Here is a 24,581-nt window from a genome sequence, read left to right as displayed (position 1 = left end):
CCTGCCTCCCGGTTAGAATCTGCCCGTAACATCGATGCTCGCACCATAGGCCATATCCCGGTTTACGGTGCGCGCGAGATAAGGCGTCACGCCCACACTTAAAACCTCGCTGAACGCATAGGATAAAGTGGTCGACAGGCTGCCACGCGTATGCGCCACATCAGCATCGAAGCTGAGCGCCCCGATATAATCGGCACTTGCCGTCACGCTCGGATCATCATGCGCGATGTCTTGTTCGATCTCTGCATTGATCAGCCACCGCACCTTGTCGCTTAACGGCATGGCATAGTTTGCCCCGAGATAGACCGCAGTGCGGCGCGACTTCACAGCCGAATAGGTGAACGGGAAATAAGCGTTGGTTTCCGTATAACCGTCCATCTTCAGATCGCTGTAACGCAGTCCGGCATAATAGCCGAAGACGGCACCGCTGGAGAGTTCATGCGAGCGCCCGGCTTCCAGCGACGCACCCCAGCCTTTGATCGTGCTCTCGCCCATGCCAGCCTCGGTATAATCCAGCATCTGCCGCGTGCGCTCGACATCGTAGCGACTGGCGGCAACCGAACCTTGCAGATACCAGTGGCCCGTCGTCGTCGGCGCACGCCAGCGGGCATAGAAACCGCCGCCAATATTGTCATTATCCCGGTCGAAACTATCCGGCATATCGCGCCAAAAAGAATGCGCCACGGTGATGCCCGCCAGAAAATTATCGGTAAAGGCATGCGCCATGGAAATCCAGTCAAGCGCATCGGTGGTCTCGCCCGAACGCCCGATATCCGCTGACAGCGAGTAGCAGCTCTCCCCCGCCTTTGCGACGTCGCAAGAGCGTTGCAAGCGCCCCAGTTTTCCACGCTGCGATTCCATCACCGAAAATGTATCCCCGGCCAGCGCAGCAACAGTTTTCGCCGTGTTGGTCACATCAACGGCGACCGATTGTATCGGCGGCGACCCGGTTTCTGCCGCCGGTGCCTCCTGTTCGGAACCTCCCGCGCCGGTCTCTCGCGCAGGCGTTTCGGTAACCGATGGCGGAGGATTTTGCCCATCGGGTGGCGATCCCGGCTGAGAACCGGACCCGGTTTCCGACCCTGGGGTTTCAGGCTCGGTTCCGCCCGAACCCGGCTCCGGTGTTGGCGTTCCGGTAACAGGCGGCGGCCCCGTCTCGCCCGGGTCTGGATCGGGCTTTGGTGTCGTCACCGGCGGAGACGAAATCAGCAGTTTCCAGACTGCCGCATGCGACACTCCGGATGCCAGCGTCGAGGTGCCCACCACGACCGTGCCATCAGCCGACATGGCCATGGCCGTCGACGACACACCGCCAAGTGTGCCGAGATCGGTTGGTACGGTGGCGCCATTTGCCCAGTAAACCGCGCGGGAATTGCCCTCCGTTGTGGTCGAAGACCCGACGATGATTGAACCGTCAGCCGAGATAGACGCAACGTCGGATGAATACCCGCCGAGCGTGCCAAGATCGGTCGGCGTGGTCGCGCCGTTCCGCCAGGATACCGCACGGAATTCGCCGAACTCATTGTTGGATACGCCCGCAAGCACGGAACCGTCAGCTGACAGGGTGAGAACATCAGAATAGTAGCCGCCAAGCGTGCCGAGATCAGACGGCGACAAGGCACCATCAGTCCATGACGCGGCGTGGAGTTCTCCGTTGCTCGTCTCCGACTGTCCTGCGATGACGCGCCCGTTCGCGGATACGACATTTGCGGTCGACGTTGCACCACCAAGCGTTCCCAAATCGGTCGGCGTCAGCGCCCCGTTCATCCAGGACACGGCATGAGAAACATTGGGCGCATATTCCGCATAACCGACAATTACCATCCCATCGGCGGAAACGGCCTTGGCATAGGATGTGTTGTTGTTGAGCGTTCCAAGATCGACTGGAGATGTTACACCGTTCGTCCACTTCACTGCCCGGTTCTTGCCATCCGACGTTGTGGAATTGCCGACAATGATGCTGCCGTCAGCGGACAAGGCAACAGCATCTGAAAAATCGCCCCCCAGCGTTCCAAGGTCGGTGGCCATTGTCGCGCCATCCGCCCACGACACAGCGTGTTGCGCAGCGCCAATCGTCGCCCGCCCGATAATGAATGTGCCATCCGCCGAGACGGCATTGACGACGGAATTGCTGCCGCCCGTCACAGAAAGGACGGTCGGCGTGGCGATCCCCCCGGCCCACGATACCGCCGAAATGCCACCGGATGTCTGCGCCCTGCCCGCTATGACCGCCCCATTCGCAGACACGGCAGTGGCGAAGGCATCGCCAGCAAGCGCACCGAAATCAAGCGGCAGACCCGATTGTTTCACATCAGCGGCATGCGCCGGGCAAACAAAGACCATCATCCCGAGCAGCAACCCGGAAACATTCTTAAGGATCGCTTCCATTGCGACCTCTTAAATACAAATAGGATATGTTACGGGAATAGATCCTTTAATTATAATATTAGAATACATGATACCCCTCACAAAACCATGTATTTTTATTATAAATTTATTTTTAACTCCAGCAATATCAATTGTTCCATATTAGAACATATGATTATTATTTATAATTACTTTTAAATAATATACACATCTACGGCAGCATTCTTTCATTACAAAAAGGCCCAACCTGAAAACAGATCGGGCCTTCTATTTGCCTTAAAACTCTGTCTAACCTTCGATCAGAGCTTGTAAAAATCCTTGATTTGCTCCCAGGCTTCGTCCGCCGTTTCGACAAAATTCAGAAGCTCGATATCGGCTGGCGAGATTGTACCCTGCTCGGCCAGAAATTCGATATTGATCGCCTTGGTCCAGAACTCCTTGCCGAACAGGATCAGCGGCATGCGTTCCATACGGTTGGTCTGGATCAGCGTCATCGCCTCGAATAGTTCGTCCATTGTGCCAAAGCCGCCCGGAAACACGCAGATCGCCTTTGCGCGCATCAGGAAGTGCATCTTGCGGATCGCGAAATAATGGAAGTTGAAGCAGAGCTCCGGCGTCACATAAGGGTTCGGTGCCTGTTCATGCGGCAGCACGATATTGAGGCCGATGGTCGGTGCACCGACGTCGGCGGCACCGCGATTGCCTGCTTCCATCACGCCCGGTCCGCCGCCCGTCACCACGATGAATTCGCGATAATAGGTCGTGGCCGAATATTCTGAGCAAATCCGCGCGAATTTACGCGCTTCCTCGTAATAATGCGAATTGGCTTCGAGATTCTTTTTCTGCACCTCGTTCTTGGCCGCCCATGCCTCGCCACCCGGCTCTGGAATGCGCGCGCCGCCGAACATCACCACCGTCGATTTGATGCCGCGGTCGGCAAGGATCAGCTCCGGCTTGAGCAGTTCAAGTTGCAGGCGCACGGGGCGCAAGTCGCGACGCGTCAGAAAATCGTCATCCGTGAAAGCAAGGCGATAGGCAGGCGCTTCCGTCTGGGGCGTTTGCGGTACGGTTTTTGCCTGCTTGATCGCTTCCTCGGAATTCGGGAAAGGCGTCCAGCCAGACTTCTCCATCGGGTTCATGCTTCTCACCTGCTCCTTAAAACCTGTTACCAAACTCATTCTCAGGCCAAATGTTTAATCTGTCTCAAACATGTCAGACATTGTTCGAGAATGAGATCAAGAGCGCGCAATTGCGCCGTGATCATGATTGACCCATTTGGCGCCTTCGCTTAATCACTTTCATGACAATCGGCCGGATCACCTACCGGCCTGCCATCCGCTGCCCATTCACGGAGACTGCACCCCATGACCAAGCCAGACCTCGCCTCCCTCGAAAAGACCATCGACAAGGCTTTTGACGAGCGCGACGGTATCAGCACGGCAACCCGTGGCGAAATCCGCGATGCCGTCGAACAGTCGCTTATCCTGCTCGATCGCGGCGAGGCCCGTGTCGCAGAAAAACAGGCGGACGGCAACTGGCAAGTCAACCAATGGCTGAAGAAAGCAGTATTGCTCTCCTTCCGTCTCAACCCGATGGAAGTCATCAAGGGCGGCCCCGGCCAGTCATCCTGGTGGGACAAGGTGCCGTCCAAGTTCGACGGCTGGACTGCGAATGAATTCGAAAAGGCCGGTTTCCGCGCCGTGCCGAACTGCGTCGTGCGCCACTCGGCCTATATCGCGCCGAACGCCATCCTGATGCCGTCCTTCGTCAATCTCGGCGCATATGTCGATGAAGGCACCATGGTCGACACCTGGGCAACCGTCGGCTCCTGTGCGCAGATCGGCAAGAATGTGCATCTCTCCGGCGGCGTCGGCATTGGCGGTGTCCTGGAACCGATGCAGGCCGGACCGACCATCATCGAAGACAATTGCTTCATCGGCGCACGTTCGGAAGTCGTGGAAGGCTGCATCGTGCGTGAAGGCTCGGTGCTCGGCATGGGCGTCTTCATCGGCAAATCGACCAAGATCGTCGATCGCGCCACAGGCGAAGTCTTCTATGGCGAAGTCCCGCCTTATTCGGTCGTCGTCGCCGGCACCATGCCCGGCAAGAACGTACCCGGTGAAAACTGGGGCCCGAGCCTCTATTGCGCCGTGATCGTCAAGCGCGTCGATGAAAAGACCCGCTCGAAGACCTCGATCAATGAATTGCTGCGCGACTGATGCGCGACTAATACAAAGCAAGAAGGCGAAGCTGGTGCTTCGCCTTTTTTTATTTCAGCATTTGCGCTTCAAGATGGGTCGCCCCTTCGGATGGCGCAAAGCCTCTGGTCCGGGCCGTGGTCCGGGGAGGCCTCGCAGCCATCCTCCGGGGAGATTGCTAAGCTACCGGGGCATTAATTTTCATAGCTGGAAGGCGAAGCATCACCGAAGCGGTTGGCCGAACCATCATGATAAACCGGAGTCGACTGGCGAATGGTCGCCGTTGCGGTGTAATCGACATCACCCTTCGTGCCGAAGAGCGGACCCGTATTCGGGGTCTTGAAGGCCTTCTCCTGTATAACCTGGGACTCCGGCATGCCGACATAAGGATTTTCGGCATAGGCTGCACCAGCGCTTAGAGCGACAGCAAGGGCGGCAAGAGCGAGCTTTTTCATTTTCCTATTCCTTCGCATCATGTTGTCCCATCATCGGCATCTGGCCGTTCGAAGCCTTGTTTCAGGCAACAGGGACTTTCAAGTTGGACTAAGCCTTCGAGGCTTTCCCTTCCGGTGTCCGGCAGATCTTCAAAACCTGCACCGGCGACACCTTTGGGACGACATGCAAAGCGGGTGTTTTGAAAGATCCCGCTCCATCAGAACCGGGCGGGCTATAGCTCCGGAGAGCCATTAGCCCTGGTTCGCATCGCCAAAACGGTTGGCAGAACCATCGCGATAAACCGGAGCGCTGATCGCTGCGGGCGCGGTATAATCAACGGACTGCGATGCGACCGGGGTACGGTCATTTGCATAGAGATTTTCAGGTTCGCCTACGCGTGGGTTTTCAGCGAAAGCAGCACCGGCACTCAGGGCAAGGGCAGCAGCGGTAAGAACAAGCTTCTTCATTTTCTATCTCCTAACAAAATGGAGCGGCGTATGAATTCGTCGTTCCGATACATCCCAAATGGGTAACAATGGGGAAAAGTTCCAGTCACGAAAATTTTAAAAACTTCACAGATTTGTGCACATCGCCCGCCACAATCGTTGCAATTAATACAAAAAAAATAATTAAAAACAAAATGATGGATTACGATTTCTCCATCACGGCCGTGTTACAGCCCTTAATTTGTTCACCAATCTCGAACAGTGTGTTTGAGCTTATTGTATAATAAACGTGAACAATGAGCGATTTTTAATGAAGCAAGGCATTGTCCTTCCGCATCAGACCGGTTCGTACGAATGCTCCCAATCTTTAACGGGGCCGGTAAAAGACGGCTTGATCCACCGCAAACCCCGCAAACAAAAAGCCGCATCAAAGATGCGGCTTCAGCGACGGCTCTCATTGCGAGAGGCTCAGCGAGCTCTCCGGCAACGTTCAATTATTGGCAACGGCAACCGAACGTCCGGCGATGGAAACCCACTGGCCGGAATTGGAAGGCGACTGCATCTTGATATAACGATAGGACGTCTTCTCGAGCGGCAGAACCTCGTCACGCATATTGTCGAGAATATAATCGCCATGATCGGTGCGGGCGGTCAGCACGATATGCGCCTCGCTACCCTGCACCATGGTAATCAGAAGCTGCGAGGCACTGATGCCGCGCGCCATCAGCTGCGCGCGCTTCATCAGAACATAATCCTCGCAATCGCCCTTGCCGTTGACCGGCATGGTCCAGTAGTCGCGCTTGCCGTAATTATCCTGATCGGAAACCGGCTTGATACGGTGATTGACGGAGCTGCTTACGCTTTGCAAAAGCTTCAGGCGCTGCGGTGTCAGCTGCATCGGGGGCAATACACTATGGCTGCGGCAATCGCGTGGATTGCGCCCGCAATAGTCTTTGTGTCCGTAAGGGATGCTTGTCAGTCCGCCCGCTTCACTCCACTGTGCAGCCTTGGCTGGAACCATCGTTGCTCCGAAGAGCGCCATCATGCCTGCTACAGTTGTGGTGATTAAACGCATACACAGTTTCCCATTTTGAAAAAAGTTCCCGCTGACCGGCCCGTTTCCCGGGTCTCGTTATCAACTCTTTTTTAACTAACGATGACAGGGGCCATCCGGTCAAGGAAATTTCGTTCCCAAATTGCAACCAGGTTGGAAAAGCGCGTGAAGAGTGAATTTTCTGCCATGGTCAGAGCCAAGGTTTGTGGTTCCATCCGGACGCATCCCGATCTAGTCTCACACAACAGACGATTCTTGAGTAAGAAGCCGACATCATGAGCCTTTCAGTCAATCCCGCCGAAAATCTTGCCGCCCTGATCCGCTGCCCATCCGTAACGCCTGCCGAAGGCGGCGCGCTGACGGCGCTCGAAGCGATGCTGAAGCCATTGGGCTTTTCCGTCGAACGCCCCGTCTTCAGCGAAGAGGGCACGCCCGACATCGAAAATCTCTATGCGCGCAAATCCGGTAATGGGCCGCATCTGATGTTTGCCGGTCATACGGATGTGGTGCCGCCCGGCGATGAAAACGACTGGAAGCACCCGCCCTTCTCAGCCGCCATCGAAAACGGCATCATGTATGGGCGCGGCGCTGTAGACATGAAAGGCGGCGTTGCCTGTTTCGTTGCCGCTGTGGCACGCCATATCGAAAAGCACGGCAGCCTCAAGGGTAGCGTCTCCTTCCTGATCACCGGTGACGAAGAAGGCCCGGCAGTCAATGGAACGGTGAAACTGCTCGACTGGGCAAAGCAACGCGGCGAAAGCTGGGACGCATCCATCGTCGGCGAACCGACCAATCCCAACACGCTTGGCGATATGATCAAGATCGGTCGTCGCGGTTCGCTTTCCGGCACGATCACCGTTCAGGGCGTGCAGGGCCATGCGGCCTATCCGCATCTGGCGGAAAATCCGGTGCGCGGCATCACCACGCTGGTGGACAGCCTGCTTTACCCCGCCTTCGATGAGGGCACGGCGGATTTTCAGGCCAGCAATCTGGAAGTCACCACCATTGATGTTGGCAACAAGGCCACCAATGTCATTCCGAACAAGGCAACGGCTTCGTTCAATATCCGTTTCAACGACACATGGACCGCGGAAAGCCTGCAGGCCGAGATCAGCGCGCGCCTCGCAAAGGCAGCGCGCGACAATCGCCTGCGTCCGGGCCGCGACACGCCGATCAGCTATGAACTGACATGGCGCGAAAGCCCAAGCCATGTGTTCCTGACCCGCGATGAAAAGCTGATCGGCACGCTGACCGCTTCCGTCGAGGCCGTGACTGGCAAGCGACCGGAACTGTCGACGTCCGGCGGCACGTCCGATGCGCGCTTCATCAAGGATTATTGCCCGGTGGTGGAGTTCGGCCTTGTCGGCCAGACCATGCATATGGTCGATGAACGTGTGGCCCTTGCCGACCTCGAAGGACTGACACAGATTTATGAGCGCTTCATCGCTGACTTCTTTGGGTAAATAAGGTTCTTCATGCCGAGCCTGGACGATATTTTCAGATATTTTCGGGGCGTCTGGAAAATGATGCTCGGTCGCCGCGACGGTCTCGATTATCTCGATATAACCGCCGAGGGGTTCTGGTCTTCGTTTTTCGCAATAGCGGTGGCTCTGCCGCCGCTTTTTGCCAGCTGGGTGGCCTATGCCGCCGACCTCACCGCCGGACGCGAGGAAGCGGGCATCCGCTTTGCCATCGTGCTGCGGGCCGCCTTCGTCGATGTGGCGGCGTGGATGGTACCACTGGCCATCATCGGCATGCTGGCCAAGCGGATCGGTATCGTCAAACGCTATGCAGCCTATGTGATCGCCACCAACTGGGGCAGCGCGTTGCTGGCTTGGCTCTTTGCGCCGATCACGCTGTTACAGCTGTTTTTTCCCGGGCGCTTCGATGTGGCGACGCTGTTCGCGCTGATCATGTTCGGCGCTTCGATTGTGCTGAGCTATCGGCTGACCCATGTGGCGCTACAACGCCAGCACGCGTTTGTCGCGCCATTCTTCGCCTGCGTCTTCTTCGGGTCGCTGTTCCTTACCGTGCTGCTTCAGCAGATTTTCGGCATCGGCTTCGACCCGCATGCTTATTAGAGCATTTCCAGCAAAAGTGCGAAGCGCCTACGCGGGGAAATCAGTTCACTGGACTGATTTCTGATCCCGCTTCGATACGCAGGATAATGCGTAAAAACAAATAGATAGAGCGGTTTCACGATTCCGTTTTAACGGAGCCGCTCTAAAACGGAAACGCGTAATCGACGCCGATCAGATAGAGACCGTAAGGTGGCGCGACCTGTCCGCAGGCCTTGCGGTCTCTTGCTTCAAGCGCCGCCTGCAAATCATCCGCCGTCCAGCGACCGACGCCCACTTCCATCAGGCTGCCCGCGAAGGATCGCACCTGATTATGCAGGAAAGAGCGCGCCGAAACGCGCATTTCGATGATCTCGCCATGGCGCGTGATGTCGAGCCGATCAAGCGTCTTGACCGGGCTTTTGGCCTGGCATTGCGTAGCACGAAACGTGGTGAAATCATGTTCACCCAGAAGCAGCTGCGCTGCTTCATGCATCGCCTCGTGGTCGAGGCGTTTTTGCACCCACCAGGCGCGCTGATAATCGACGGCCAGCGGGGCACGACGATTGTGGAAGCGATAGAGATAATGTCGTCCCTGCGCGGAAAAACGCGCATCGAAACTCTCGGTCGTCTTCTCGACATTGAGGATGCTTACGCGCTCATTGGCCATGACCAGATGCGCATTGACCGCATCGCGCACCTTGCCCGCGCCCCAATCCTTCGTCAGATCGACATGCGCAACCTGCGCCGTCGCGTGAACGCCCGCATCGGTGCGGCCCGCAGCACTTAACGCCAGATCTTCACCGCAGAATTTCTTGAACGCCTGCTCAATAGCGCCCTGAACCGTGTGGCCGTTTTCCTGACGCTGCCAGCCCGCATAGGGCGTGCCGTCATATTCGACCAGAAGTCTGTAGCGCGGCACGGGCCTACAAAACCTTCGTAACCGTTGCGCCGCGCAGGAATTCCTGCGCAGGCAAAGACTTGCCGCCCGAGCGCTGCAAAGTGACGAGCCGCACCGCGCCCTCGCCACAGGCAATTGTCAGCCGGTCGTCCAGCACCGTACCCGGCGCACCGGAACCTTCGGCCAGCGTCGAGCGCTGAAGCTTTACCCGTTCGACCGCACCGTTGATTTCCATTTCGCACCAAGCACCCGGAAAAGGCGCAAGGCCGCGAATGGCGTTATGCACGTCCTTCGCTGGCTTCGACCAGTCAATGCGCGCTTCGGCCTTGTCGATCTTGGCGGCATAGGTAACGCCTTCTTCGGCCTGCGGCTGCAAGGCCAGACTTTCGCGCTCGAGCGCTCCCAGCGCCCGCACCATCAGATCGGCGCCGATCATGCTCAGGCGATCATGCAATTCGCCCGCCGTCATATCCGGCGTGATCGCCACCTTTTCGGCCATGGCGACCGGGCCCGTATCGAGCCCCTCGTCCATCTTCATGATCATCATGCCGGTTTCGCTATCGCCCGACATGATGGCCCGCTGGATAGGCGCTGCACCGCGCCAGCGCGGCAGAAGCGAGGCATGGCCGTTATAGCAGCCGAGCCGCGGCGCATCGACAATGGCCTTCGGCAGCAACAGCCCATAGGCCACAACGATGGCGACATCGGCTTCAAGGCTCGCAAAGACGTCCTGTTCTTCCGCGCCCTTGAGGCTCTTCGGCGTGAAGACGGGAATGCCGAACTGCTCGGCCTTTTCATGGACAGGCGACTTGGTCAGCTCCAGCCCTCTGCGCCCTGCCGGACGCGGTGGCTGCGAATAGACCGCGACCACATCATAGCCCTGCCCGATAATAGCGGTCAGGATCGGCACGGAAAAATCCGGCGTGCCCATGAAGACGATACGCATTAAAGAACCTTCTTCGACGCCCGCTGGCTGGCGAGCTTCTTGAACTTTTTGATGACCATATCGCGCTTCAGCTTTGAAATATGATCAATGAAAAGCACGCCATTGAGATGATCGATCTCGTGCTGCAGGCAGGTGGCCATCAGCCCATCGGCTTCCATCGCATGTGGCTTGCCATCGGCATCGAAATATTTGACCTGAATGGCGGCTGGCCGTTCCACTTCCGCATAATAATCCGGAATGGACAGGCAGCCTTCTTCATAGGTGCTGACTTCATCCGTCACACCGACAATCTCGGGATTGACGAAGACATGCGGCGCTTTTTCCTCGCCTTCCTTGGCAAGGTCGATGACGAGCATACGGATCGGCTCGCCCACCTGAATGGCGGCAAGGCCGATGCCCGGCGCGTCATACATGGTGTCGAACATATCGCCGGCAAATTTGCGCAGCTGATCGTCAAAGCGCTCCACTGGCTTGGAAACCAGGCGCAACACAGGATCGGGAAGGATGACAAGCGGTTTTACTGACATGCGCTTCACGTAATCGCTTGAGACAGAATCGTCAATTGTGCTTTGCAAAATGTTCTCGTTTTGATCTCTTCAAGGCAGTACGAATCAGCTAAGCTTGTTGCATGGAAAACCAGAACCTCCTGAATGAGCCGCTTTTGCAGCTTGGTGCCACATCGCTCACGCTGGGAGATATTCTTCTGGCTGGCATCGTGGTGGTCGTGCTTTGCCTAGTCATTTTCCTGATCACCGTGTCGCGCTCTGCGCGCCTGCGTGCCGTTGCCGAAGTGCAGGCCGAAGACCGCGCCCGCGATGCCGAATATCGCATGGCGGAAATCCTGAAGGCACAGGCAGAGATGCAGGGCCGCATGCAGACCATGGCGGAGGTTTTCGGCTCGCGGCAGGCGGAGTTGAACCAGTCGATCCGCGAACGGCTCGACGGCATGACGCATCGCATCGGCCAGACCATGACCGAGCAGACGCGCTCGACGCATGAGAACCTCGCCAAGTTGCAGGAGCGCCTTGCCGTCATCGACACGGCGCAGAACAATATCCAGTCGCTCGCCGGACAGGTGGTGCAGTTGCAGGCGATCCTCGCCAACAAGCAGACGCGCGGCGCATTCGGCCAGTCACGCATGGAAGCGATCATCGCTGACGGCCTGCCGCAAGGCGCTTATGAATTTCAGGCGACGCTGTCCAACGGCACCCGCCCCGACTGCCTCGTGCGCATGCCCAATAAAGCGCCGTCACTGGTGATCGACGCCAAATTCCCGCTCGAAGCATGGAACGCCATACGCGAGACGGAACATCCGGACGCCCGCAAAGCTGCCGTCGCGCAGTTCCGCCGTGACATGGAAATCCATATCAAGGATGTTTCCGACAAATATCTGATTACCGGCGAAACGCAGGACACGGCGTTTCTGTTCGTGCCGTCAGAGTCGATCTTCGCCGATATTCACGAGCATTTCGAAGCGCTCATCCAGCGCGCGCACCGGGCGCGGATCGTGATCGTCTCGCCATCGCTGCTGATGCTGTCCATTCAGGTTATTCAGGCAATCCTGAAAGACGCCCGCATGCGCGAACAGGCGCATGTCATTCAGGGCGAAGTGATCCGCCTGATTGAAGATGTGGGCCGTTTGGACGAACGTGTGCGCAAGCTGCAAACCCACTTTGTGCAGGCCAACAAGGATATTGACGATATTCTGGTGTCGTCCAACAAGGTTACCCGGCGCGGCGCGAAAATCGAAGCGCTGGAATTTGGCGAAAAGCCAGCCGAGGAAACGCCACGCCCGCAGCCAAGACCGGCGGAAAGCGCGCCTACCCAAATGCGCCTGCGCGTGGTGGATGAGGACTGACCGTGTTTTCCCTCATCCTGAGGAGGTGCGAAGCACCGTCTCGAAGGACGAGGGAAGCTTACAATAGAGGTGCCGCCGCCGCCCTCATCCTGAGGTGCGGAGCAAAGCGACACCTCATCCTGAGTTCATCGAAGGATCGGGTAAAAATCCCCTCACGAATTAACTGGCCGATCTGAATGACCGAGATCGCGTTCCGGCCAGACGAGATCGCGCACGCGCTGTTTCAGAACCTTGGCTTCCGGAAAGCCACCATCGCGCTTGCGTTCCCAGATGAGTTCCTCGTTGCCATCGGGCATCAGCACCCGGATTTCAAAAACCCCGCCAGTGCCCGGACGCAATGCGACTTCCGCCAGATCCTGCCCGAAAGTCTGCAACAGCTCCTGCGCCATCCAAGCAGCGCGCAACAGCCAATTGCATTGGGTGCAGTAGGTGATGGAGATGCGGGGATTTGCGGACACTGCTTATCTCACCTTGCTTAACTTCAATTAGAATCTTACTCCTGTTAGTATATCACATATTAGAACTATTTAATATAAATATAGCCTCTTTAATATGTAAAATTCACCCCTATATTATTATTATATCTATATTAGAACGGAGCACTCATGCCCAATTTCGGAATTTCTTCATTTCTTAAAATTCTACACTTAAACGAAAAACCTCAAAAGACAGAAATTCGCAAGCGCCTGAATCCTAGTGACGGAGGAGGCTACGACTTTCACGGAAGCGTTCGGAGACTTTGTGCAGAGTTGGCGCTGAATAACGCTGATCCAAGGGCGGTCATTGAACGCCTCAAAGATATTAAAAAAGCATCAGAGAGAGATTCGGCTCGAACCGGTCTTCAAGCGTTTATAAAATGGAAGAATGAATACCCAGCGCAGTTTGTGATGGCCAACAACGTTATCTACAACAGCCCTAAATCTCTGTTTAAACTGACATTTAAACCAAACTTCAGTTTGATTACTGATGACAAGGTTGCTGCGGTCCATATTTGGAATACTGCCCGGCCAGCACTCGATGATCATCTTGTCAGAGCGGTATTATCTGTATTCCCGGCGCTATATACAGTGAACAAGCCCGATGATCTTGCCGTTCTTTGCCTAAGGTCAAAGCGGCTCATTCGGCTAGGCGAACCCGATCCAAAAATACAAGGACTTGGAATTCTGCTAATTAAGAAAGTCGATAAAATTATTACTGACTTAAACGAAGGCGGTGATGGAAAGCCTTACGATACTGGCGACCATCCAACACCACCGTTCTTGCATTAAAGCGCGCACTTGCCTGCCCGCAAAGGCAGGCAATCAATCATCGCCCATCTTGAGCGCCTGAATGAAGGCCTCCTGCGGGATTTCGACCTTGCCGAACTGGCGCATGCGCTTCTTGCCTTCCTTCTGCTTTTCCAGAAGTTTGCGCTTACGCGTCACGTCGCCGCCGTAGCACTTGGCCGTCACGTCCTTGCGCAGCGCCGAGATGGTCTCGCGCGCCACGATGCGACCGCCAATCGCTGCCTGAATCGGAATCTTGAACATGTGCTGCGGGATCAGCTCTTTCAGCTTCTCGCAAAGCGCGCGGCCACGCTTTTCTGCAGCCGAACGGTGCACCAGCATCGACAGCGCATCGACCGGCTCTTCGTTGACGAGGATCGACATCTTGACCAGATCGCCCTCGCGATATTCCGAGAGGTTATAATCGAACGAGGCATACCCCTTCGAGATCGACTTCAGGCGGTCGTAGAAATCGAACACCACTTCATTGAGCGGCAGTTCGTAGGTGATCATGGCGCGCGGTCCAACATAGGTAAGGTCCACCTGAATGCCACGACGTTCCTGACAGAGCTTCATGATCGCGCCGAGATAATCATCCGGCGTCATGATCGTGGCCTTGATCCACGGCTCTTGGATGGCCGAAATTTTCACCACATCCGGCATGTCGGCGGGGTTGTGCAGCTCCTTCTGCGACCCGTCGATCATGTTCAGCCGATAGACAACCGAAGGTGCGGTCGTGATGAGGTCGAGATTGAACTCGCGCTCAAGGCGTTCCTGAATGATTTCGAGATGCAGCAGGCCGAGGAAACCGCAACGGAAACCGAACCCCAGCGCTGCGGAGGTTTCCATTTCGAACGAGAACGAAGCATCGTTGAGGCGCAGCTTACCCATGGCACCGCGCAGATCTTCGAAATCCGCCGCATCGACCGGGAACAGGCCGCAGAACACCACCGGCTGCGCAGGCTTGAAGCCGGGCAGCATTTTCTCGGTCGGGCGGCGATCTTCGGTGATCGTATCGCCGACGCGCGTATCGGCCACTTCCTTGATGGAAGCGGTGATGAAGCCAAGCTCGCCGGGGCCGAGTTCGTCCATCTGCACCATTTTCGGCGTGAAGACACCGGTGCGTTCCACCGGATATTTCGCGCCCGTGCCCATCATGCGGATGGTCTGGCCCTTTTTTAGCACGCCGTCGATGACGCGCACCAGAACGATGACGCCGAGATAGGAATCGTACCAGCTGTCGACCAGCATCGCCTTGAGCGGTGCATTGCGATCGCCTTCCTTCGGTGCTGGAAGCTGGGTGACGATGGCTTCCAGCACATCTTCGATGCCGAGGCCGGTCTTGGCGGAAATATGAACGGCCTGCGACGCATCGATGCCGATCACTTCCTCGATCTGCTCCTTGACGCGCTCAGGCTCGGCAGCGGGCAGATCGATCTTGTTCAGCACGACCACGATTTCATGGTTGTTGTCGATGGCCTGGTAGACATTGGCCAGCGTCTGCGCTTCCACGCCCTGGGAAGCATCCACCACCAGAAGCGAACCTTCGCATGCCGCCAGCGAACGCGAGACTTCATAGGCGAAGTCGACATGTCCGGGGGTGTCGATCAGGTTCAGCACATAATCTTCGCCGTTCTTCGCCTTATAGCTGAGACGAACGGTCTGCGCCTTGATGGTGATGCCGCGCTCGCGCTCGATATCCATCGAGTCGAGAACCTGATCCTTCATCTCGCGCGTATCCAGACCGCCCGTCAACTGAATGAGGCGGTCGGCCAGCGTCGATTTGCCATGATCGATATGGGCGACGATCGAAAAATTGCGAATATGGTCAAGTGGTGTGCTCATGCGCGCGATTTAACAGCAAGCAGCGAAATCTCAAAGCTCTATTGCGCTTTAATTGCGGGAAAAAGCCCTGCTATCATGATCGTGACAACAAGTCCCCTTTGCCTTGTGGCAAAAAGGCGATAAATCACCGGCAATACAGACACATTGCGGCTGCTGCTCACAAGCGGCGCAACTGGCTTTCATGCAGGAGTTTAGGATGAAGACCGAACCGAACGAAGTCCACAACAGGCCGAAACTGGTCACCGTTTTCGGCGGCTCCGGCTTTGTCGGACGCGCGGTCGTAGCAAGTCTCACCAAGCGTGGCTATCGTGTGCGCGTTGCCGTGCGCAAGCCCGAAGTGGCTTATTACATGGCGCCGCTCGGCAATGTCGGGCAGATCCAGATGGTGCAGGCCAATGTCCGCCATCGCGCTTCGGTCGATCTGGTCGTCAAGGGTTCCGACCATGTCGTGAACCTGGTCGGCATTCTGGCCGAAGGCGGTCGCCAGCGTTTCAACACGGTTCAGGTGCTGGGCGCGAAGAACATCGCCGAAGCCGCCAAGGCCGCCGGTATTCCGATGACCCACATTTCGTCGCTCGCTGCCGATGTAAACTCGGCTTCGGACTATGCGCGCACCAAGGCTGAAGGCGAAAACGCCGTGCTTTCCGTGCTGCCGGAAAGCGTTATCCTGCGTCCGTCGATCATTTTCGGTCACGAGGATCGCTTCTTCAACCGCTTCGCCAATATGGCGCGCTTCTCGCCCTTCCTGCCGGTCATCGGCGGCGGCGAAACGAAGCTCCAGCCGGTCTATGTCGGCGACGTGGCGGAAGCTGTTGCCCGCGCCGTCGATGGCAAGCTGATGCCGGGCGGCATCTACGAACTCGGCGGCCCGGATGTGCAACCGTTCAAGAACTGGATGAAGGACATGCTGCGCGTCATCGACCGCAAGCGCATCCTCATTTCGCTGCCATGGTGGGCTGCCGGTCTTCAGGCGACCGTTCTCAGCGTGCTGCCGAATCCGCCGATCACCAAGGATCAGATACGGCTGTTGAAATCCGACAATGTGGTTTCGCAAGCCGCCATCAAGGAAGGTCGTACATTGCAGGGCATGGGCATTACCCCGGAAGGCGTCGACGCCATTCTGCCCGCCTATCTCTGGCGCTATCGCGTGGCCGGTCAGTATACCAAGACCGGTTTTGCGTGAGATATCGATAGTCGGAAATGAATAAGGGGCCTCACGGCCCCTTTTCTTTTGCTCATCCCCAAATGAGGAGTGCGGCAAGACCAGCCGAGCCGACAATCAGGCGCCACCAGGCAAATAGTTTGAAGCCGTGACGCGAGACATAATCGAGCAGGTAGCGCACGACGAACACGCCCGAAATGAAGGCCATCACGAAGCCGACGCCGATCAACGCGCCATCATTGACCGTGAGCATGTCGCGGCTCTTGTAAAGATCATAGGCGAAGGCACCGGCCATGGTGGGCATGGCGAGGAAGAACGAGAATTCAGCAGCCGAGCGCTTGTCGGCGCCGAGCAGCAGCGAGCCGACAATCGTGGAACCCGAACGCGATACGCCGGGGATCATGGCGAGGCACTGGATAAAACCGATGGCGAGACACATCGGCAGCGGATAATCCATCACATCATGATAGCGCGGGCGCAAATTGAGCTGATCTACCCAGAGAAGGATCAGACCGCCGAGGATCAGCATGATGCAGACCAGCATCGGCGTTTCGAAAAGCACACTTTTGATGAAGCCATGCGCCAGCGCGCCAATGACAGCGGCGGGCAGGAAGGCGATCAGGATACCGAAAACAAAACGCCGCGTGCGTGCGTCCCGCGGAAAATCCGCCAGAAGCTTGAGCAATTTCGCCGAATAAACGGTCAGAATGGCCAGAATAGCGCCGAGCTGGATCAGCACCTCGAACGTCTTTCCTGTGGATTCAAAGCCCAGAAAATGCCCGACCAGCAACAAATGCCCCGTAGAGGAAACCGGGATAAATTCGGTCAAACCTTCGATCAGACCGAGAAACGCGGCTTCCAGCAGATTAAAAATATCCATGAAGTCAGTACCTTAGAATGATGAGCACAATGGAGGCATCTGAACTGGCCCGCGATTGCGGGTGTTGAGGTGAAAACGAGCACGTCCAGCGATTGCTTGTCTCCCGCAAACATAGGTCTTATAGACTTTATATTCCGTTGAGGCGGCGCCGAATCGCTTGGCAGCAGAAATAGCCTGCTGCATGCGCAAACGCCATGCCAATCTCCGGACGTTCAATTCAAGCTGTGTCAGTCGAGAGTACCGCGTCGATCATGCTTACGCTGTTTCATCATCCCATGTCTTCAGGCTCGCGTTATGTGCGGCTTATCCTCGGCGAATATGGCGTGGAAGCGGAACTGATCGAGGAGAGGCCGTGGTCGCGCCGCAAGGAATTCCTGGCGCTGAATCCTGCCGCCACTTTGCCGGTGCTGCTGGCGGAAAACGACCTGCCGGTCGTGGGCGCAACGGTGATTGCCGAATATCTCGATGAGACACGCGGCGCATTGAAGCGCAACCGTCGCCTTTTGCCGGAAAGCCCGATGGAGCGCGCCGAAGTGCGCCGTCTGGTAGACTGGTTCCTGCTGAAATTCGAAAACGAAGTCACGCGCCACATCACCCGCGAGCGCGTTTATAAATTGCAGATGGCGGCTGAAATGGGTGGCAGTGCACCGGATTCGACCGCGATCCGCGCAGCCCGCACCAATATCCGCCAGCATATGAAATATATCGACTGGCTGGCCGCCACCCGCGACTGGCTGGCAGGCGCGCATCCAAGCTATGCCGATATGGCGGCGGCAGCGGCAGTTTCCGTGCTGGATTATCTCGGCGAAATCGAATGGGGCGAAACGCGCGCGGCGCGCGACTGGTATGCGCGCATGAAGTCGCGTCCCGCTTTCCGCCCGCTTCTGTCTGATCGCGTGCGCGGGCTTGCCCCGGTGGCCCATTATGGCGACCTCGACTTCTAATTCGAAAACAGAAAAGCTGAAGCGCTTCCTCATCGAAGAAGCCAAAGCCGTGGGGTTCGACGCCGTCGCCTTCACCACGCCCGATGCTATCCCGCAGGCGCCTGAACGCCTGCGGCAATATATTGCCGACGGCCATCACGCCGATATGCTCTGGATGGAAGAGACCGAAGAGCGCCGCGCCAATCCCGGCGTGCTGTGGCCCGAAGTGCGCTCCATCATGATGCTGGCCATGAATTACGGGCCGGACACCGACCCGCTGGCTATCCTCGACCAGAAGGATCGCGCGGCCATATCGGTCTATGCGCAGAACCGCGATTATCACGACATCATCAAGGGCAAGCTGAAGCATGTGGCCAGCCGCTTTGCCGCGCGGGCCGGGCAGGATGTCAAAGTCTTTGTCGATACCGCCCCCGTCATGGAAAAGCCGCTGGCGGAAGCCGCAGGGCTTGGCTGGCAGGGCAAACACACCAATCTGGTCAGCCGCAAACTGGGGTCATGGCTGTTTCTCGGCTCGATCTTCACCACGGCGGAAATCCCGCCAGATGAGCCAGACCGGGATCATTGCGGCTCCTGCCGCGCTTGTCTCGACGCCTGCCCGACCAGGGCCTTTCCAGCACCCTATCGCATCAATGCAGGCCGCTGCATTTCCTATCTCACCATCGAGAACAAGGGGCCCATTCCGGCGGAGTTCCGCAAGGTGATGGGCAACCGCATCTATGGTTGCGACGACTGCCTTTCGGTCTGCCCGTGGAACAAATTTGCGCAGGCAACCAGCGAAATGAAGCTGAAGGCGCGCGACGATCTGAAAGCGCCCCGTCTCAGCGACCTGCTGGCGCTCGACGATCCGGCGTTTCGCGCGCTTTTTTCCGGCTCGCCGGTCAAGCGGATCGGGCGCGACCGCTTCATCCGCAATGTGCTGATCGCGGCGGGCAATTCCGGCGATACAACGCTTTTGCCACAGATCGAAGCGCTGCTTGGCGATGCCGCACCTGTCGTACGCGGTGCCGCAGTCTGGGCCTTGAAGCAACTGGCCGAGCCGGGCCATGTCGATGCCTTGCAAAAACGTCTGGCCTCCACGGAGGAGGATGCTACGGTGCAGGAAGAGTGGAATACGGAGACAGTCTGATATGCGCATTTTCCTGTTCGGGGCCGGATATTCGGCGCAAGCCTTTGCCAAGCGGATGACGGGAGAAACAGAGCGCATCGACGGAACCACCCGTCATGAACAGAAATTCCCGATCCTTGAGAAATCCGGCATTGCGCCGGTCTTGTTCGATGGTGAAACGCCCTCGCCCGACCTTCTGGAACGGCTTGCCAGGGCAACCCATGTGGTGATCTCAATTGCGCCCGGCGAAGCGGGCGACCCGACGCTCGCATGGGTCGAGGAAGCGCTGCGCCGCCCAGACAATACGATTCGCTGGATCGGCTATCTCTCCACCGTCGGCGTTTATGGCGATCACAAGGGCGCTTGGGTGGATGAAACCACGCCCTGCAAGCCGGTTTCGCGCCGCAGCCTAGAACGCGTCGAGGCGGAGCAGGCCTGGACAGAATTGAGCGAGCGGCATGGAACGCCGCTGGCTATTCTGCGGCTGTCGGGCATTTACGGTCCCGGTCGCAATGCTTTCGTCAATCTGGAGCGTGGCACGGCGCGACGTCTCGTCAAGCAGGATCAGGTTTTCAACCGCATCCATGTGGAAGACATTGCGGGCGCTTTGCGCTTTCTCGCGGGCACCGATACGGGCGGTATTTTCAACATTACCGACAATGAGCCATCGCCGCCGCAGGATGTCGTTGCCTATGCAGCGGAGCTGATGGGCGTCACGCCGCCGCCGGAAGTGGCGTTCGAAGAAGCAGAACTGACACCGATGGCGCGCTCCTTCTATGGTGAGAACAAGCGCGTCTCCAATAAGCGTATTGAAGCGCTGGGCTATTCCTTCGCTTATCCCGACTACAGAACCGCCTTTTCGGCCATGTGGCGCGACGAAAACTGGCGCTGATTGCATGCGCGCGCACCTTCGGGTAAAAGCGCTGATACAAATTTCAAACCGGGACAAGAACGATGGGTAACAGCAAGTCAGCAGATAAATAAGCCGCAACAGCTTTTCCAACCTGTTGCGGCATCTGTTCCGGACCAATTTCTTCCATTGCAGGCAGATTGCCGCCCGATTGTCTTCGAGCGGATGCTTTGTCATGCCATTTGATCCTCAGAAAACTCCATCCTGGAGCTTCACCTTGCCATTCGCGCTTGCGCTGATGGCTCCCTTCGACATTCTTGCCTCGCTGGCCATGGATATCTACCTGCCGGTGGTGCCCTCCATGCCCGCAATTCTGCAAACGACGCCTTCCATGGTGCAACTGACACTCAGTTTCTACATGGTGATGCTGGGCGTCGGGCAACTCATCTTCGGCCCATTGTCGGACCGCATCGGGCGCAAGCCGGTGCTGCTTGGCGGCGGGGTCGTCTTTGCGCTTTCTTCCTTCGCGCTGGCAGCGACTGATAGCGCCACGCTTTTCGTCGCCTTGCGGTTCACCCAGTCTGTCGGCGCGTCGGCAGCACTTGTCGCAACTTTTGCCACGGTGCGCGACGTCTATGCCAACCGCCCGGAAGGCGCGACGATCTACGGCCTTTTCAGTGCCATGCTGTCCTTCGTTCCGGCGATTGGCCCCATTGCTGGTGCACTGATCGCCAGCGGTTTCGGCTGGCGCGCGATCTTCATGACACTCGGTCTACTTGGCCTTATCGCAACAGGACGGGCCTACCGCCACTGGCCGGAAACGCGCCCGGAGGGCACTGGCGCGAACAACGCAAATACCTTGAAAATATTGAAGGATTTCCCGTTCTGGACTTACACGCTGGGTTTCGGCACCGCGATGGGCACCTTCTTCGTTTTCTTTTCCACGGCGCCGCGCATTCTGATCGAAAAAGGCGGCTACGGGGAAACGGAATTCAGCCTAGCATTTGCAAGCGTTGCCCTTGTCATGATTGCCGCCACGCGCCTCCTGTCGCGTCACACGCGGAAATGGGGTGTGCGCAAAAGCGTGGCGCTGGGCATGGTCGTGCTCCTTGCCAGCGCGCTGGCTTTGCTCCTCACCGAACAGCTGCTGCTGCCATCCTTCGCCAGCCTGATAGCGCCGATGTGGCTGGGGGCCATCGGCATTGTTTTGACAGCATCCATGACGGCAAACGGTGCTTTGGCGGCCTTTGACGACAGTGCGGGCATGGCTGTCGCGCTTTACTTCTGCATACAGAGCCTGATGGTCAGTCAGGCGGGAACGGTCCTCGTCATTTTGCTGCCCGGCGACACGGCATGGCCGCTGATCGCGTTCTGCACCGTCATGCCCCTTGTGGTCCTGACCATGCTTGCAAGGTTGCAACGGAGCTGATCGAAAAGCCGGTCGGTTGTCACAAACCGCCGACCGGCATTGCTGGCCAGCATTTCACACAGCATAATGCCCGCAGTTTCGCTGTTTGATTCGCAATCGCAGCACCCTTTGGCAAACCATGGAATTGCCCCATGATCGCAAACAAACTGAAGAAATTTGTCCTCGTCGCCTCGTTGGCGGCGATGATCGCGCCCGATTTCGTGCCCGTGGCCATGGCGGATGATAGGCCCGCCAAGCAGGCATTCGGTGCGGAAAAGCTGCCCGTGCTGGCGCAATCGCCACAATCGATCGGATTTTATGCCAAGGGCTGCCTTGCGGGCGCTGTCGCGCTGCCGACAGACGGCCCGAACTGGCAGGTGATGCGCCTGTCGCGCAATCGCCGCTGGGGCCATCCGCGTATGATCGGTCTTCTGGAAAAACTCTCCCGCGATGCTGCCAAGGATGGCTGGCCGGGACTGCTTGTCGGCGATATTTCGCAGCCGCGCGGCGGCCCGATGCTGACCGGACACGCCTCGCATCAGGTCGGCCTCGACGCCGATATCTGGCTGACGCCGATGCCTAAGAAGCGCTTCACCGATGCCGAACGCGAAAGCGTTTCCGCTGTGTCGATGCTGAAAGGGGATTCGCTTTACGTCGATCAAAAGAAATGGACCCCTGCCCGCACGGCGCTGATCAAACATGCCGCGAGCTATCCGGAAGTGGAACGGATCTTCGTGCATCCCGGCATCAAGAAGCAGCTTTGCGATACGGTGACCGGCGACCGAAGCTGGCTTGGCAAGGTTCGCCCCTATTGGGGGCACTTCTACCATTTCCATGTGCGCCTGACCTGCCAGCCCGGCTCGCCGCAATGCAAGTCGCAGCCCAAGGTGGCCGCTGGCGACGGTTGCGACAAGTCACTTGCATGGTGGTTTACCGATGAGCCGTGGAAGCCAGCCAAGCCATCGAAGGAACCGCCGAAGAAGCCCCGCCCCGTCATGGTATCCGATCTTCCAAAGGCATGTGCCGCTGTGCTGGATGGTCCGGCTCCCAATTCGGTCGCCGAAGTGACCTATGGGGTGCAGTAAACAACTATCATGCCCCGACGCTTGACGGCGGGGCATTTTCTCTAAGCCCTCTTTTCACCAGCCTATGCCTCAGCTATAGGTTTAAAACGATTTAGAGCCGAATGACAAGGTTATCAACTTCATGACAGAGCGCCTGCGGATCGCATTGATCGCCCACGATTTGAAGAAAGACGACATGGTCGCCTTTGCGCGCGCGCATGAAAAGGCGCTGTCGCGTTTCGATATCGTCGCCACGGGCACGACCGGCGGGCTGATCCTCGAAGCCTGCCCTTCCCTGACGATCCAGCGCGTCAAAAGCGGCCCGCTCGGCGGCGATCAGCAGATCGGCGCGATGATAGCCGAAGGCACCGTTGAAGTGCTGATCTTCTTCATCGACCCGCTGTCGCCGCTTCCGCATGATGTGGATGTCAAGGCGCTGACGCGGCTTGGCAGCGTCTACGACATTCCGATGGCGTTGAACCCGGCCACGGCGGAAAAGCTGATCAAGGCTTTGGACTGATACGAGCGAAGAAATAACAGCCTTTGGTAAGCTCCCAAGGGCCACAAGAAACGACAGGGAGAGAGAATGCAGGCCATGATCGACGCCGAACAGAGTTTTCAGTTTCCAGTCCTTGTCGGCGATATCGGCGGCACCAATGCCCGCTTTGCGATCCTTGTCGATGCTAACTCCGACCCGAAGGAATTTCCGGTTCTTCAGACGGCGGATTATGCGACCATCGATGAAGCCATTCAGACGGCTATTCTCCACCAGACGTCGCTGCAGCCGCGCTCGGTCATTCTGGCCATTGCCGGGCCCGTCGAAGGCGATGAAATCGACCTCACCAATTGCGATTGGGTTGTGCGCCCGAAGAAGCTGATCGCCAATCTCGGCTTCAAGGATGTGACCGTGCTCAACGATTTCGAAGCGCAGGCGCTGGCCGTGGTGTCGCTCGAAGGTCACCATATGGAACAGATCGGCGGCAAGCCCGACGAGGTGGTTGCAACCCGCGTCGTACTCGGACCGGGCACTGGCCTCGGTGTGGCCGGTCTGGTGCGCACCCGCAAGGCCTGGGTGCCGGTTCCGGGTGAAGGCGGCCATGTCGATGTCGGCCCGCGCAGCGAACGCGACTATCAGATTTTCCCGCATATTGAGCAGATCGACGGGCGCGTTTCCGCCGAGCAGATTTTGAGCGGACGCGGCCTGCACAATCTCTATGTGGCAATCTGCACCGCCGACGGTGTGACACCGACGCTGGAAACGCCCGCCGACATCACCTCTGCCGGTCTCGATGGTAGCAATGCGCAAGCCAGCGAAACGCTCGACCTGTTTGCGACCTATCTTGGACGTGTGGCGGGCGACATGGCGCTTGTCTTCATGGCGCATGGCGGCGTTTACCTGTCGGGCGGCATTCCGCAGCGCATTATTCCAGCCTTGCGGGCTGGCGGTTTCCGCGCGGCCTTTGAAGACAAGGCGCCGCATCAGGCTATCATGCACGACATTCCGGTCCGCGTGATCACTTATCCGCTGGCGGCGCTGAGCGGCTTGTCGGCTTTCGCCTGCGCACCATCGCGCTTCGAAGTCTCGACGGACGGGCGGCGCTGGCGCATCGGCTAAGTTCCGCCAGCAAGAGGATCAGGGTGTCTGAATCAAAAAGCGGCAGGCCGTGGCGAAAATGGTGATTTCGAGAACCGGAGCGGAGCGTACTTTTAGGTACGTGAGCCTAGGTAAGCGCAGAAATTGCCATTTGCAGACCGCCATGGCGACTTTTGGATCAGATAGCAGGGATGGATAATTA

General features: G+C 57.6%; 24 protein-coding genes. 13 read left to right on the top strand and 11 right to left on the bottom strand.

From position 1 onward, the window contains the following. Positions 1 to 12: 12 nt before the first annotated feature. The gene (locus WIX40_RS16775; protein WP_339440741.1) at positions 13 to 2,388 is read right to left on the bottom strand and encodes an autotransporter domain-containing protein; all 2,376 of its coding nucleotides are present in this window, start codon (positions 2,386 to 2,388) and stop codon (positions 13 to 15) included. Positions 2,389 to 2,666: 278 nt separating this feature from the next. Further along, entirely contained in the window at positions 2,667 to 3,506 is an 840-nt protein-coding gene (locus tag WIX40_RS16770) for an LOG family protein (RefSeq protein ID WP_109369641.1), read from the bottom strand. Positions 3,507 to 3,731: 225 nt separating this feature from the next. Here WIX40_RS16770 and dapD point away from each other — a divergent pair, with 225 nt between their 5' ends. Beyond that, entirely contained in the window at positions 3,732 to 4,586 is an 855-nt protein-coding gene (gene dapD, locus WIX40_RS16765) for a 2,3,4,5-tetrahydropyridine-2,6-dicarboxylate N-succinyltransferase (protein WP_109369642.1), read from the top strand. Between the two features lie 173 nt (positions 4,587 to 4,759). On the opposite strand, the gene WIX40_RS16760 is transcribed toward dapD, so the two are convergent. The 3 genes from WIX40_RS16760 to WIX40_RS16750 all read right to left on the bottom strand — a co-directional run bounded on the left by WIX40_RS16760 (position 4,760) and on the right by WIX40_RS16750 (position 6,488). Beyond that, on the bottom strand, positions 4,760 to 5,020 hold the full coding sequence (locus WIX40_RS16760; RefSeq protein ID WP_109369643.1) for a hypothetical protein: 261 nt from the start codon (positions 5,018 to 5,020) through the stop codon (positions 4,760 to 4,762). Positions 5,021 to 5,251: 231 nt separating this feature from the next. Beyond that, complete coding sequence (locus tag WIX40_RS16755) at positions 5,252 to 5,467, bottom strand: hypothetical protein (protein WP_109369644.1); 216 nt, start codon at positions 5,465 to 5,467, stop codon at positions 5,252 to 5,254. Positions 5,468 to 5,936: 469 nt separating this feature from the next. Next, positions 5,937 to 6,488 (bottom strand): transglutaminase-like cysteine peptidase, encoded by a 552-nt coding sequence (locus WIX40_RS16750; protein ID WP_109370293.1) that lies wholly within the window; start codon positions 6,486 to 6,488, stop codon positions 5,937 to 5,939. 287 nt (positions 6,489 to 6,775) lie between these two features. On the opposite strand from WIX40_RS16750, the gene dapE reads away from it, so the two are divergent. Both dapE and WIX40_RS16740 read left to right on the top strand, forming a co-directional pair. Continuing rightward, on the top strand, positions 6,776 to 7,963 hold the full coding sequence (gene dapE / locus WIX40_RS16745) for a succinyl-diaminopimelate desuccinylase (protein WP_339440739.1): 1,188 nt from the start codon (positions 6,776 to 6,778) through the stop codon (positions 7,961 to 7,963). Between the two features lie 12 nt (positions 7,964 to 7,975). Beyond that, complete coding sequence (locus WIX40_RS16740) at positions 7,976 to 8,581, top strand: hypothetical protein (protein WP_339440738.1); 606 nt, start codon at positions 7,976 to 7,978, stop codon at positions 8,579 to 8,581. Between the two features lie 142 nt (positions 8,582 to 8,723). Here the strand turns inward: WIX40_RS16740 and truA are convergent, their stop codons facing one another. The 3 genes from truA to def are packed head-to-tail and all read right to left on the bottom strand — an operon-like array spanning position 8,724 to position 10,931. Beyond that, positions 8,724 to 9,479: a tRNA pseudouridine(38-40) synthase TruA gene (truA, locus tag WIX40_RS16735; protein ID WP_109369647.1), complete on the bottom strand. Its 756-nt coding sequence runs from the start codon at positions 9,477 to 9,479 to the stop codon at positions 8,724 to 8,726. Positions 9,480 to 9,483: 4 nt separating this feature from the next. Beyond that, a complete protein-coding gene (fmt, locus tag WIX40_RS16730) occupies positions 9,484 to 10,404 on the bottom strand; it encodes a methionyl-tRNA formyltransferase (protein ID WP_339440737.1) in 921 nt (306 codons plus the stop codon). Further along, the gene (def, locus tag WIX40_RS16725; protein WP_109370294.1) at positions 10,404 to 10,931 is read right to left on the bottom strand and encodes a peptide deformylase; all 528 of its coding nucleotides are present in this window, start codon (positions 10,929 to 10,931) and stop codon (positions 10,404 to 10,406) included. Before def ends, fmt begins: the two co-directional genes overlap by 1 nt. A gap of 101 nt (positions 10,932 to 11,032) precedes the next feature. Between def and WIX40_RS16720 the strand changes: the two genes are divergently transcribed. Beyond that, positions 11,033 to 12,262, top strand: a complete 1,230-nt coding sequence (locus WIX40_RS16720; RefSeq protein WP_339440736.1) for a DNA recombination protein RmuC — start codon at positions 11,033 to 11,035, stop codon at positions 12,260 to 12,262. 152 nt (positions 12,263 to 12,414) lie between these two features. Here WIX40_RS16720 and WIX40_RS16715 read toward each other — a convergent pair whose 3' ends face one another. Then, the gene (locus WIX40_RS16715) at positions 12,415 to 12,720 is read right to left on the bottom strand and encodes an Rdx family protein (protein WP_140026145.1); all 306 of its coding nucleotides are present in this window, start codon (positions 12,718 to 12,720) and stop codon (positions 12,415 to 12,417) included. A 147-nt stretch (positions 12,721 to 12,867) separates the two neighbouring features. On the opposite strand from WIX40_RS16715, the gene WIX40_RS16710 reads away from it, so the two are divergent. Next, on the top strand, positions 12,868 to 13,530 hold the full coding sequence (locus WIX40_RS16710; protein WP_339440735.1) for a hypothetical protein: 663 nt from the start codon (positions 12,868 to 12,870) through the stop codon (positions 13,528 to 13,530). Between the two features lie 33 nt (positions 13,531 to 13,563). Here WIX40_RS16710 and lepA read toward each other — a convergent pair whose 3' ends face one another. Then, positions 13,564 to 15,372, bottom strand: coding sequence for a translation elongation factor 4 (gene lepA / locus WIX40_RS16705; RefSeq protein ID WP_339440734.1), 1,809 nt, complete (start codon positions 15,370 to 15,372; stop codon positions 13,564 to 13,566). 196 nt (positions 15,373 to 15,568) lie between these two features. Between lepA and WIX40_RS16700 the strand changes: the two genes are divergently transcribed. After that, entirely contained in the window at positions 15,569 to 16,555 is a 987-nt protein-coding gene (locus WIX40_RS16700) for a complex I NDUFA9 subunit family protein (protein WP_339440732.1), read from the top strand. Between the two features lie 52 nt (positions 16,556 to 16,607). Here the strand turns inward: WIX40_RS16700 and WIX40_RS16695 are convergent, their stop codons facing one another. Continuing rightward, positions 16,608 to 17,414: an undecaprenyl-diphosphate phosphatase gene (locus tag WIX40_RS16695; RefSeq protein WP_109369654.1), complete on the bottom strand. Its 807-nt coding sequence runs from the start codon at positions 17,412 to 17,414 to the stop codon at positions 16,608 to 16,610. A 251-nt stretch (positions 17,415 to 17,665) separates the two neighbouring features. Here WIX40_RS16695 and WIX40_RS16690 point away from each other — a divergent pair, with 251 nt between their 5' ends. The 7 genes from WIX40_RS16690 (at position 17,666) to WIX40_RS16660 (ending at position 24,400) form a co-directional block, all read left to right on the top strand. Next, complete coding sequence (locus WIX40_RS16690; protein ID WP_140026149.1) at positions 17,666 to 18,358, top strand: glutathione S-transferase family protein; 693 nt, start codon at positions 17,666 to 17,668, stop codon at positions 18,356 to 18,358. After that, positions 18,339 to 19,484 (top strand): tRNA epoxyqueuosine(34) reductase QueG, encoded by a 1,146-nt coding sequence (queG, locus tag WIX40_RS16685; protein ID WP_339440730.1) that lies wholly within the window; start codon positions 18,339 to 18,341, stop codon positions 19,482 to 19,484. The genes WIX40_RS16690 and queG overlap by 20 nt, the downstream gene beginning before the upstream one ends. Position 19,485: 1 nt before the next feature. Then, a complete protein-coding gene (locus tag WIX40_RS16680) occupies positions 19,486 to 20,355 on the top strand; it encodes an SDR family oxidoreductase (protein ID WP_339440728.1) in 870 nt (289 codons plus the stop codon). 193 nt (positions 20,356 to 20,548) lie between these two features. Then, on the top strand, positions 20,549 to 21,742 hold the full coding sequence (cml, locus tag WIX40_RS16675; RefSeq protein ID WP_339440727.1) for a CmlA/FloR family chloramphenicol efflux MFS transporter: 1,194 nt from the start codon (positions 20,549 to 20,551) through the stop codon (positions 21,740 to 21,742). Between the two features lie 131 nt (positions 21,743 to 21,873). Then, entirely contained in the window at positions 21,874 to 22,806 is a 933-nt protein-coding gene (gene mepA, locus WIX40_RS16670) for a penicillin-insensitive murein endopeptidase (RefSeq protein ID WP_339440726.1), read from the top strand. Between the two features lie 121 nt (positions 22,807 to 22,927). Next, positions 22,928 to 23,305, top strand: a complete 378-nt coding sequence (locus WIX40_RS16665) for a methylglyoxal synthase (RefSeq protein ID WP_109369659.1) — start codon at positions 22,928 to 22,930, stop codon at positions 23,303 to 23,305. A 66-nt stretch (positions 23,306 to 23,371) separates the two neighbouring features. After that, positions 23,372 to 24,400 carry a glucokinase gene (locus WIX40_RS16660; RefSeq protein ID WP_339440725.1) on the top strand — a complete coding sequence of 343 codons (1,029 nt, stop codon included), beginning with the start codon at positions 23,372 to 23,374 and terminating at the stop codon, positions 24,398 to 24,400. Positions 24,401 to 24,581: the final 181 nt, after the last annotated feature.

It is taken from the genome of Ochrobactrum teleogrylli (genome assembly GCF_037482325.1).
In the GTDB taxonomy this organism is placed as follows: domain Bacteria; phylum Pseudomonadota; class Alphaproteobacteria; order Rhizobiales; family Rhizobiaceae; genus Brucella; species Brucella teleogrylli.
Note: the sequence above shows the minus strand (reverse complement) of the source record. Positions and strands in the feature narration are given on the sequence as shown.

What these genes read in the sequence shown, in the direction of transcription:
- WIX40_RS16775 (WP_339440741.1), bottom strand. Translation starts at nt 2,388, where the DNA reads ATGGAAGCGATCCTTAAGAATGTTTCCGGGTTGCTGCTCGGGATGATG.
- WIX40_RS16770 (WP_109369641.1), bottom strand. Translation starts at nt 3,506, where the DNA reads ATGAACCCGATGGAGAAGTCTGGCTGGACGCCTTTCCCGAATTCCGAG.
- dapD (WP_109369642.1), top strand. Translation starts at nt 3,732, where the DNA reads ATGACCAAGCCAGACCTCGCCTCCCTCGAAAAGACCATCGACAAGGCT.
- WIX40_RS16760 (WP_109369643.1), bottom strand. Translation starts at nt 5,020, where the DNA reads ATGAAAAAGCTCGCTCTTGCCGCCCTTGCTGTCGCTCTAAGCGCTGGT.
- WIX40_RS16755 (WP_109369644.1), bottom strand. Translation starts at nt 5,467, where the DNA reads ATGAAGAAGCTTGTTCTTACCGCTGCTGCCCTTGCCCTGAGTGCCGGT.
- WIX40_RS16750 (WP_109370293.1), bottom strand. Translation starts at nt 6,488, where the DNA reads ATGGCGCTCTTCGGAGCAACGATGGTTCCAGCCAAGGCTGCACAGTGG.
- dapE (WP_339440739.1), top strand. Translation starts at nt 6,776, where the DNA reads ATGAGCCTTTCAGTCAATCCCGCCGAAAATCTTGCCGCCCTGATCCGC.
- WIX40_RS16740 (WP_339440738.1), top strand. Translation starts at nt 7,976, where the DNA reads ATGCCGAGCCTGGACGATATTTTCAGATATTTTCGGGGCGTCTGGAAA.
- fmt (WP_339440737.1), bottom strand. Translation starts at nt 10,404, where the DNA reads ATGCGTATCGTCTTCATGGGCACGCCGGATTTTTCCGTGCCGATCCTG.
- def (WP_109370294.1), bottom strand. Translation starts at nt 10,931, where the DNA reads ATGTCAGTAAAACCGCTTGTCATCCTTCCCGATCCTGTGTTGCGCCTG.
- WIX40_RS16720 (WP_339440736.1), top strand. Translation starts at nt 11,033, where the DNA reads ATGGAAAACCAGAACCTCCTGAATGAGCCGCTTTTGCAGCTTGGTGCC.
- WIX40_RS16710 (WP_339440735.1), top strand. Translation starts at nt 12,868, where the DNA reads ATGCCCAATTTCGGAATTTCTTCATTTCTTAAAATTCTACACTTAAAC.
- lepA (WP_339440734.1), bottom strand. Translation starts at nt 15,372, where the DNA reads ATGAGCACACCACTTGACCATATTCGCAATTTTTCGATCGTCGCCCAT.
- WIX40_RS16700 (WP_339440732.1), top strand. Translation starts at nt 15,569, where the DNA reads ATGAAGACCGAACCGAACGAAGTCCACAACAGGCCGAAACTGGTCACC.
- WIX40_RS16695 (WP_109369654.1), bottom strand. Translation starts at nt 17,414, where the DNA reads ATGGATATTTTTAATCTGCTGGAAGCCGCGTTTCTCGGTCTGATCGAA.
- WIX40_RS16690 (WP_140026149.1), top strand. Translation starts at nt 17,666, where the DNA reads ATGCTTACGCTGTTTCATCATCCCATGTCTTCAGGCTCGCGTTATGTG.
- queG (WP_339440730.1), top strand. Translation starts at nt 18,339, where the DNA reads ATGGCGACCTCGACTTCTAATTCGAAAACAGAAAAGCTGAAGCGCTTC.
- WIX40_RS16680 (WP_339440728.1), top strand. Translation starts at nt 19,486, where the DNA reads ATGCGCATTTTCCTGTTCGGGGCCGGATATTCGGCGCAAGCCTTTGCC.
- cml (WP_339440727.1), top strand. Translation starts at nt 20,549, where the DNA reads ATGCCATTTGATCCTCAGAAAACTCCATCCTGGAGCTTCACCTTGCCA.
- mepA (WP_339440726.1), top strand. Translation starts at nt 21,874, where the DNA reads ATGATCGCAAACAAACTGAAGAAATTTGTCCTCGTCGCCTCGTTGGCG.
- WIX40_RS16665 (WP_109369659.1), top strand. Translation starts at nt 22,928, where the DNA reads ATGACAGAGCGCCTGCGGATCGCATTGATCGCCCACGATTTGAAGAAA.
- WIX40_RS16660 (WP_339440725.1), top strand. Translation starts at nt 23,372, where the DNA reads ATGCAGGCCATGATCGACGCCGAACAGAGTTTTCAGTTTCCAGTCCTT.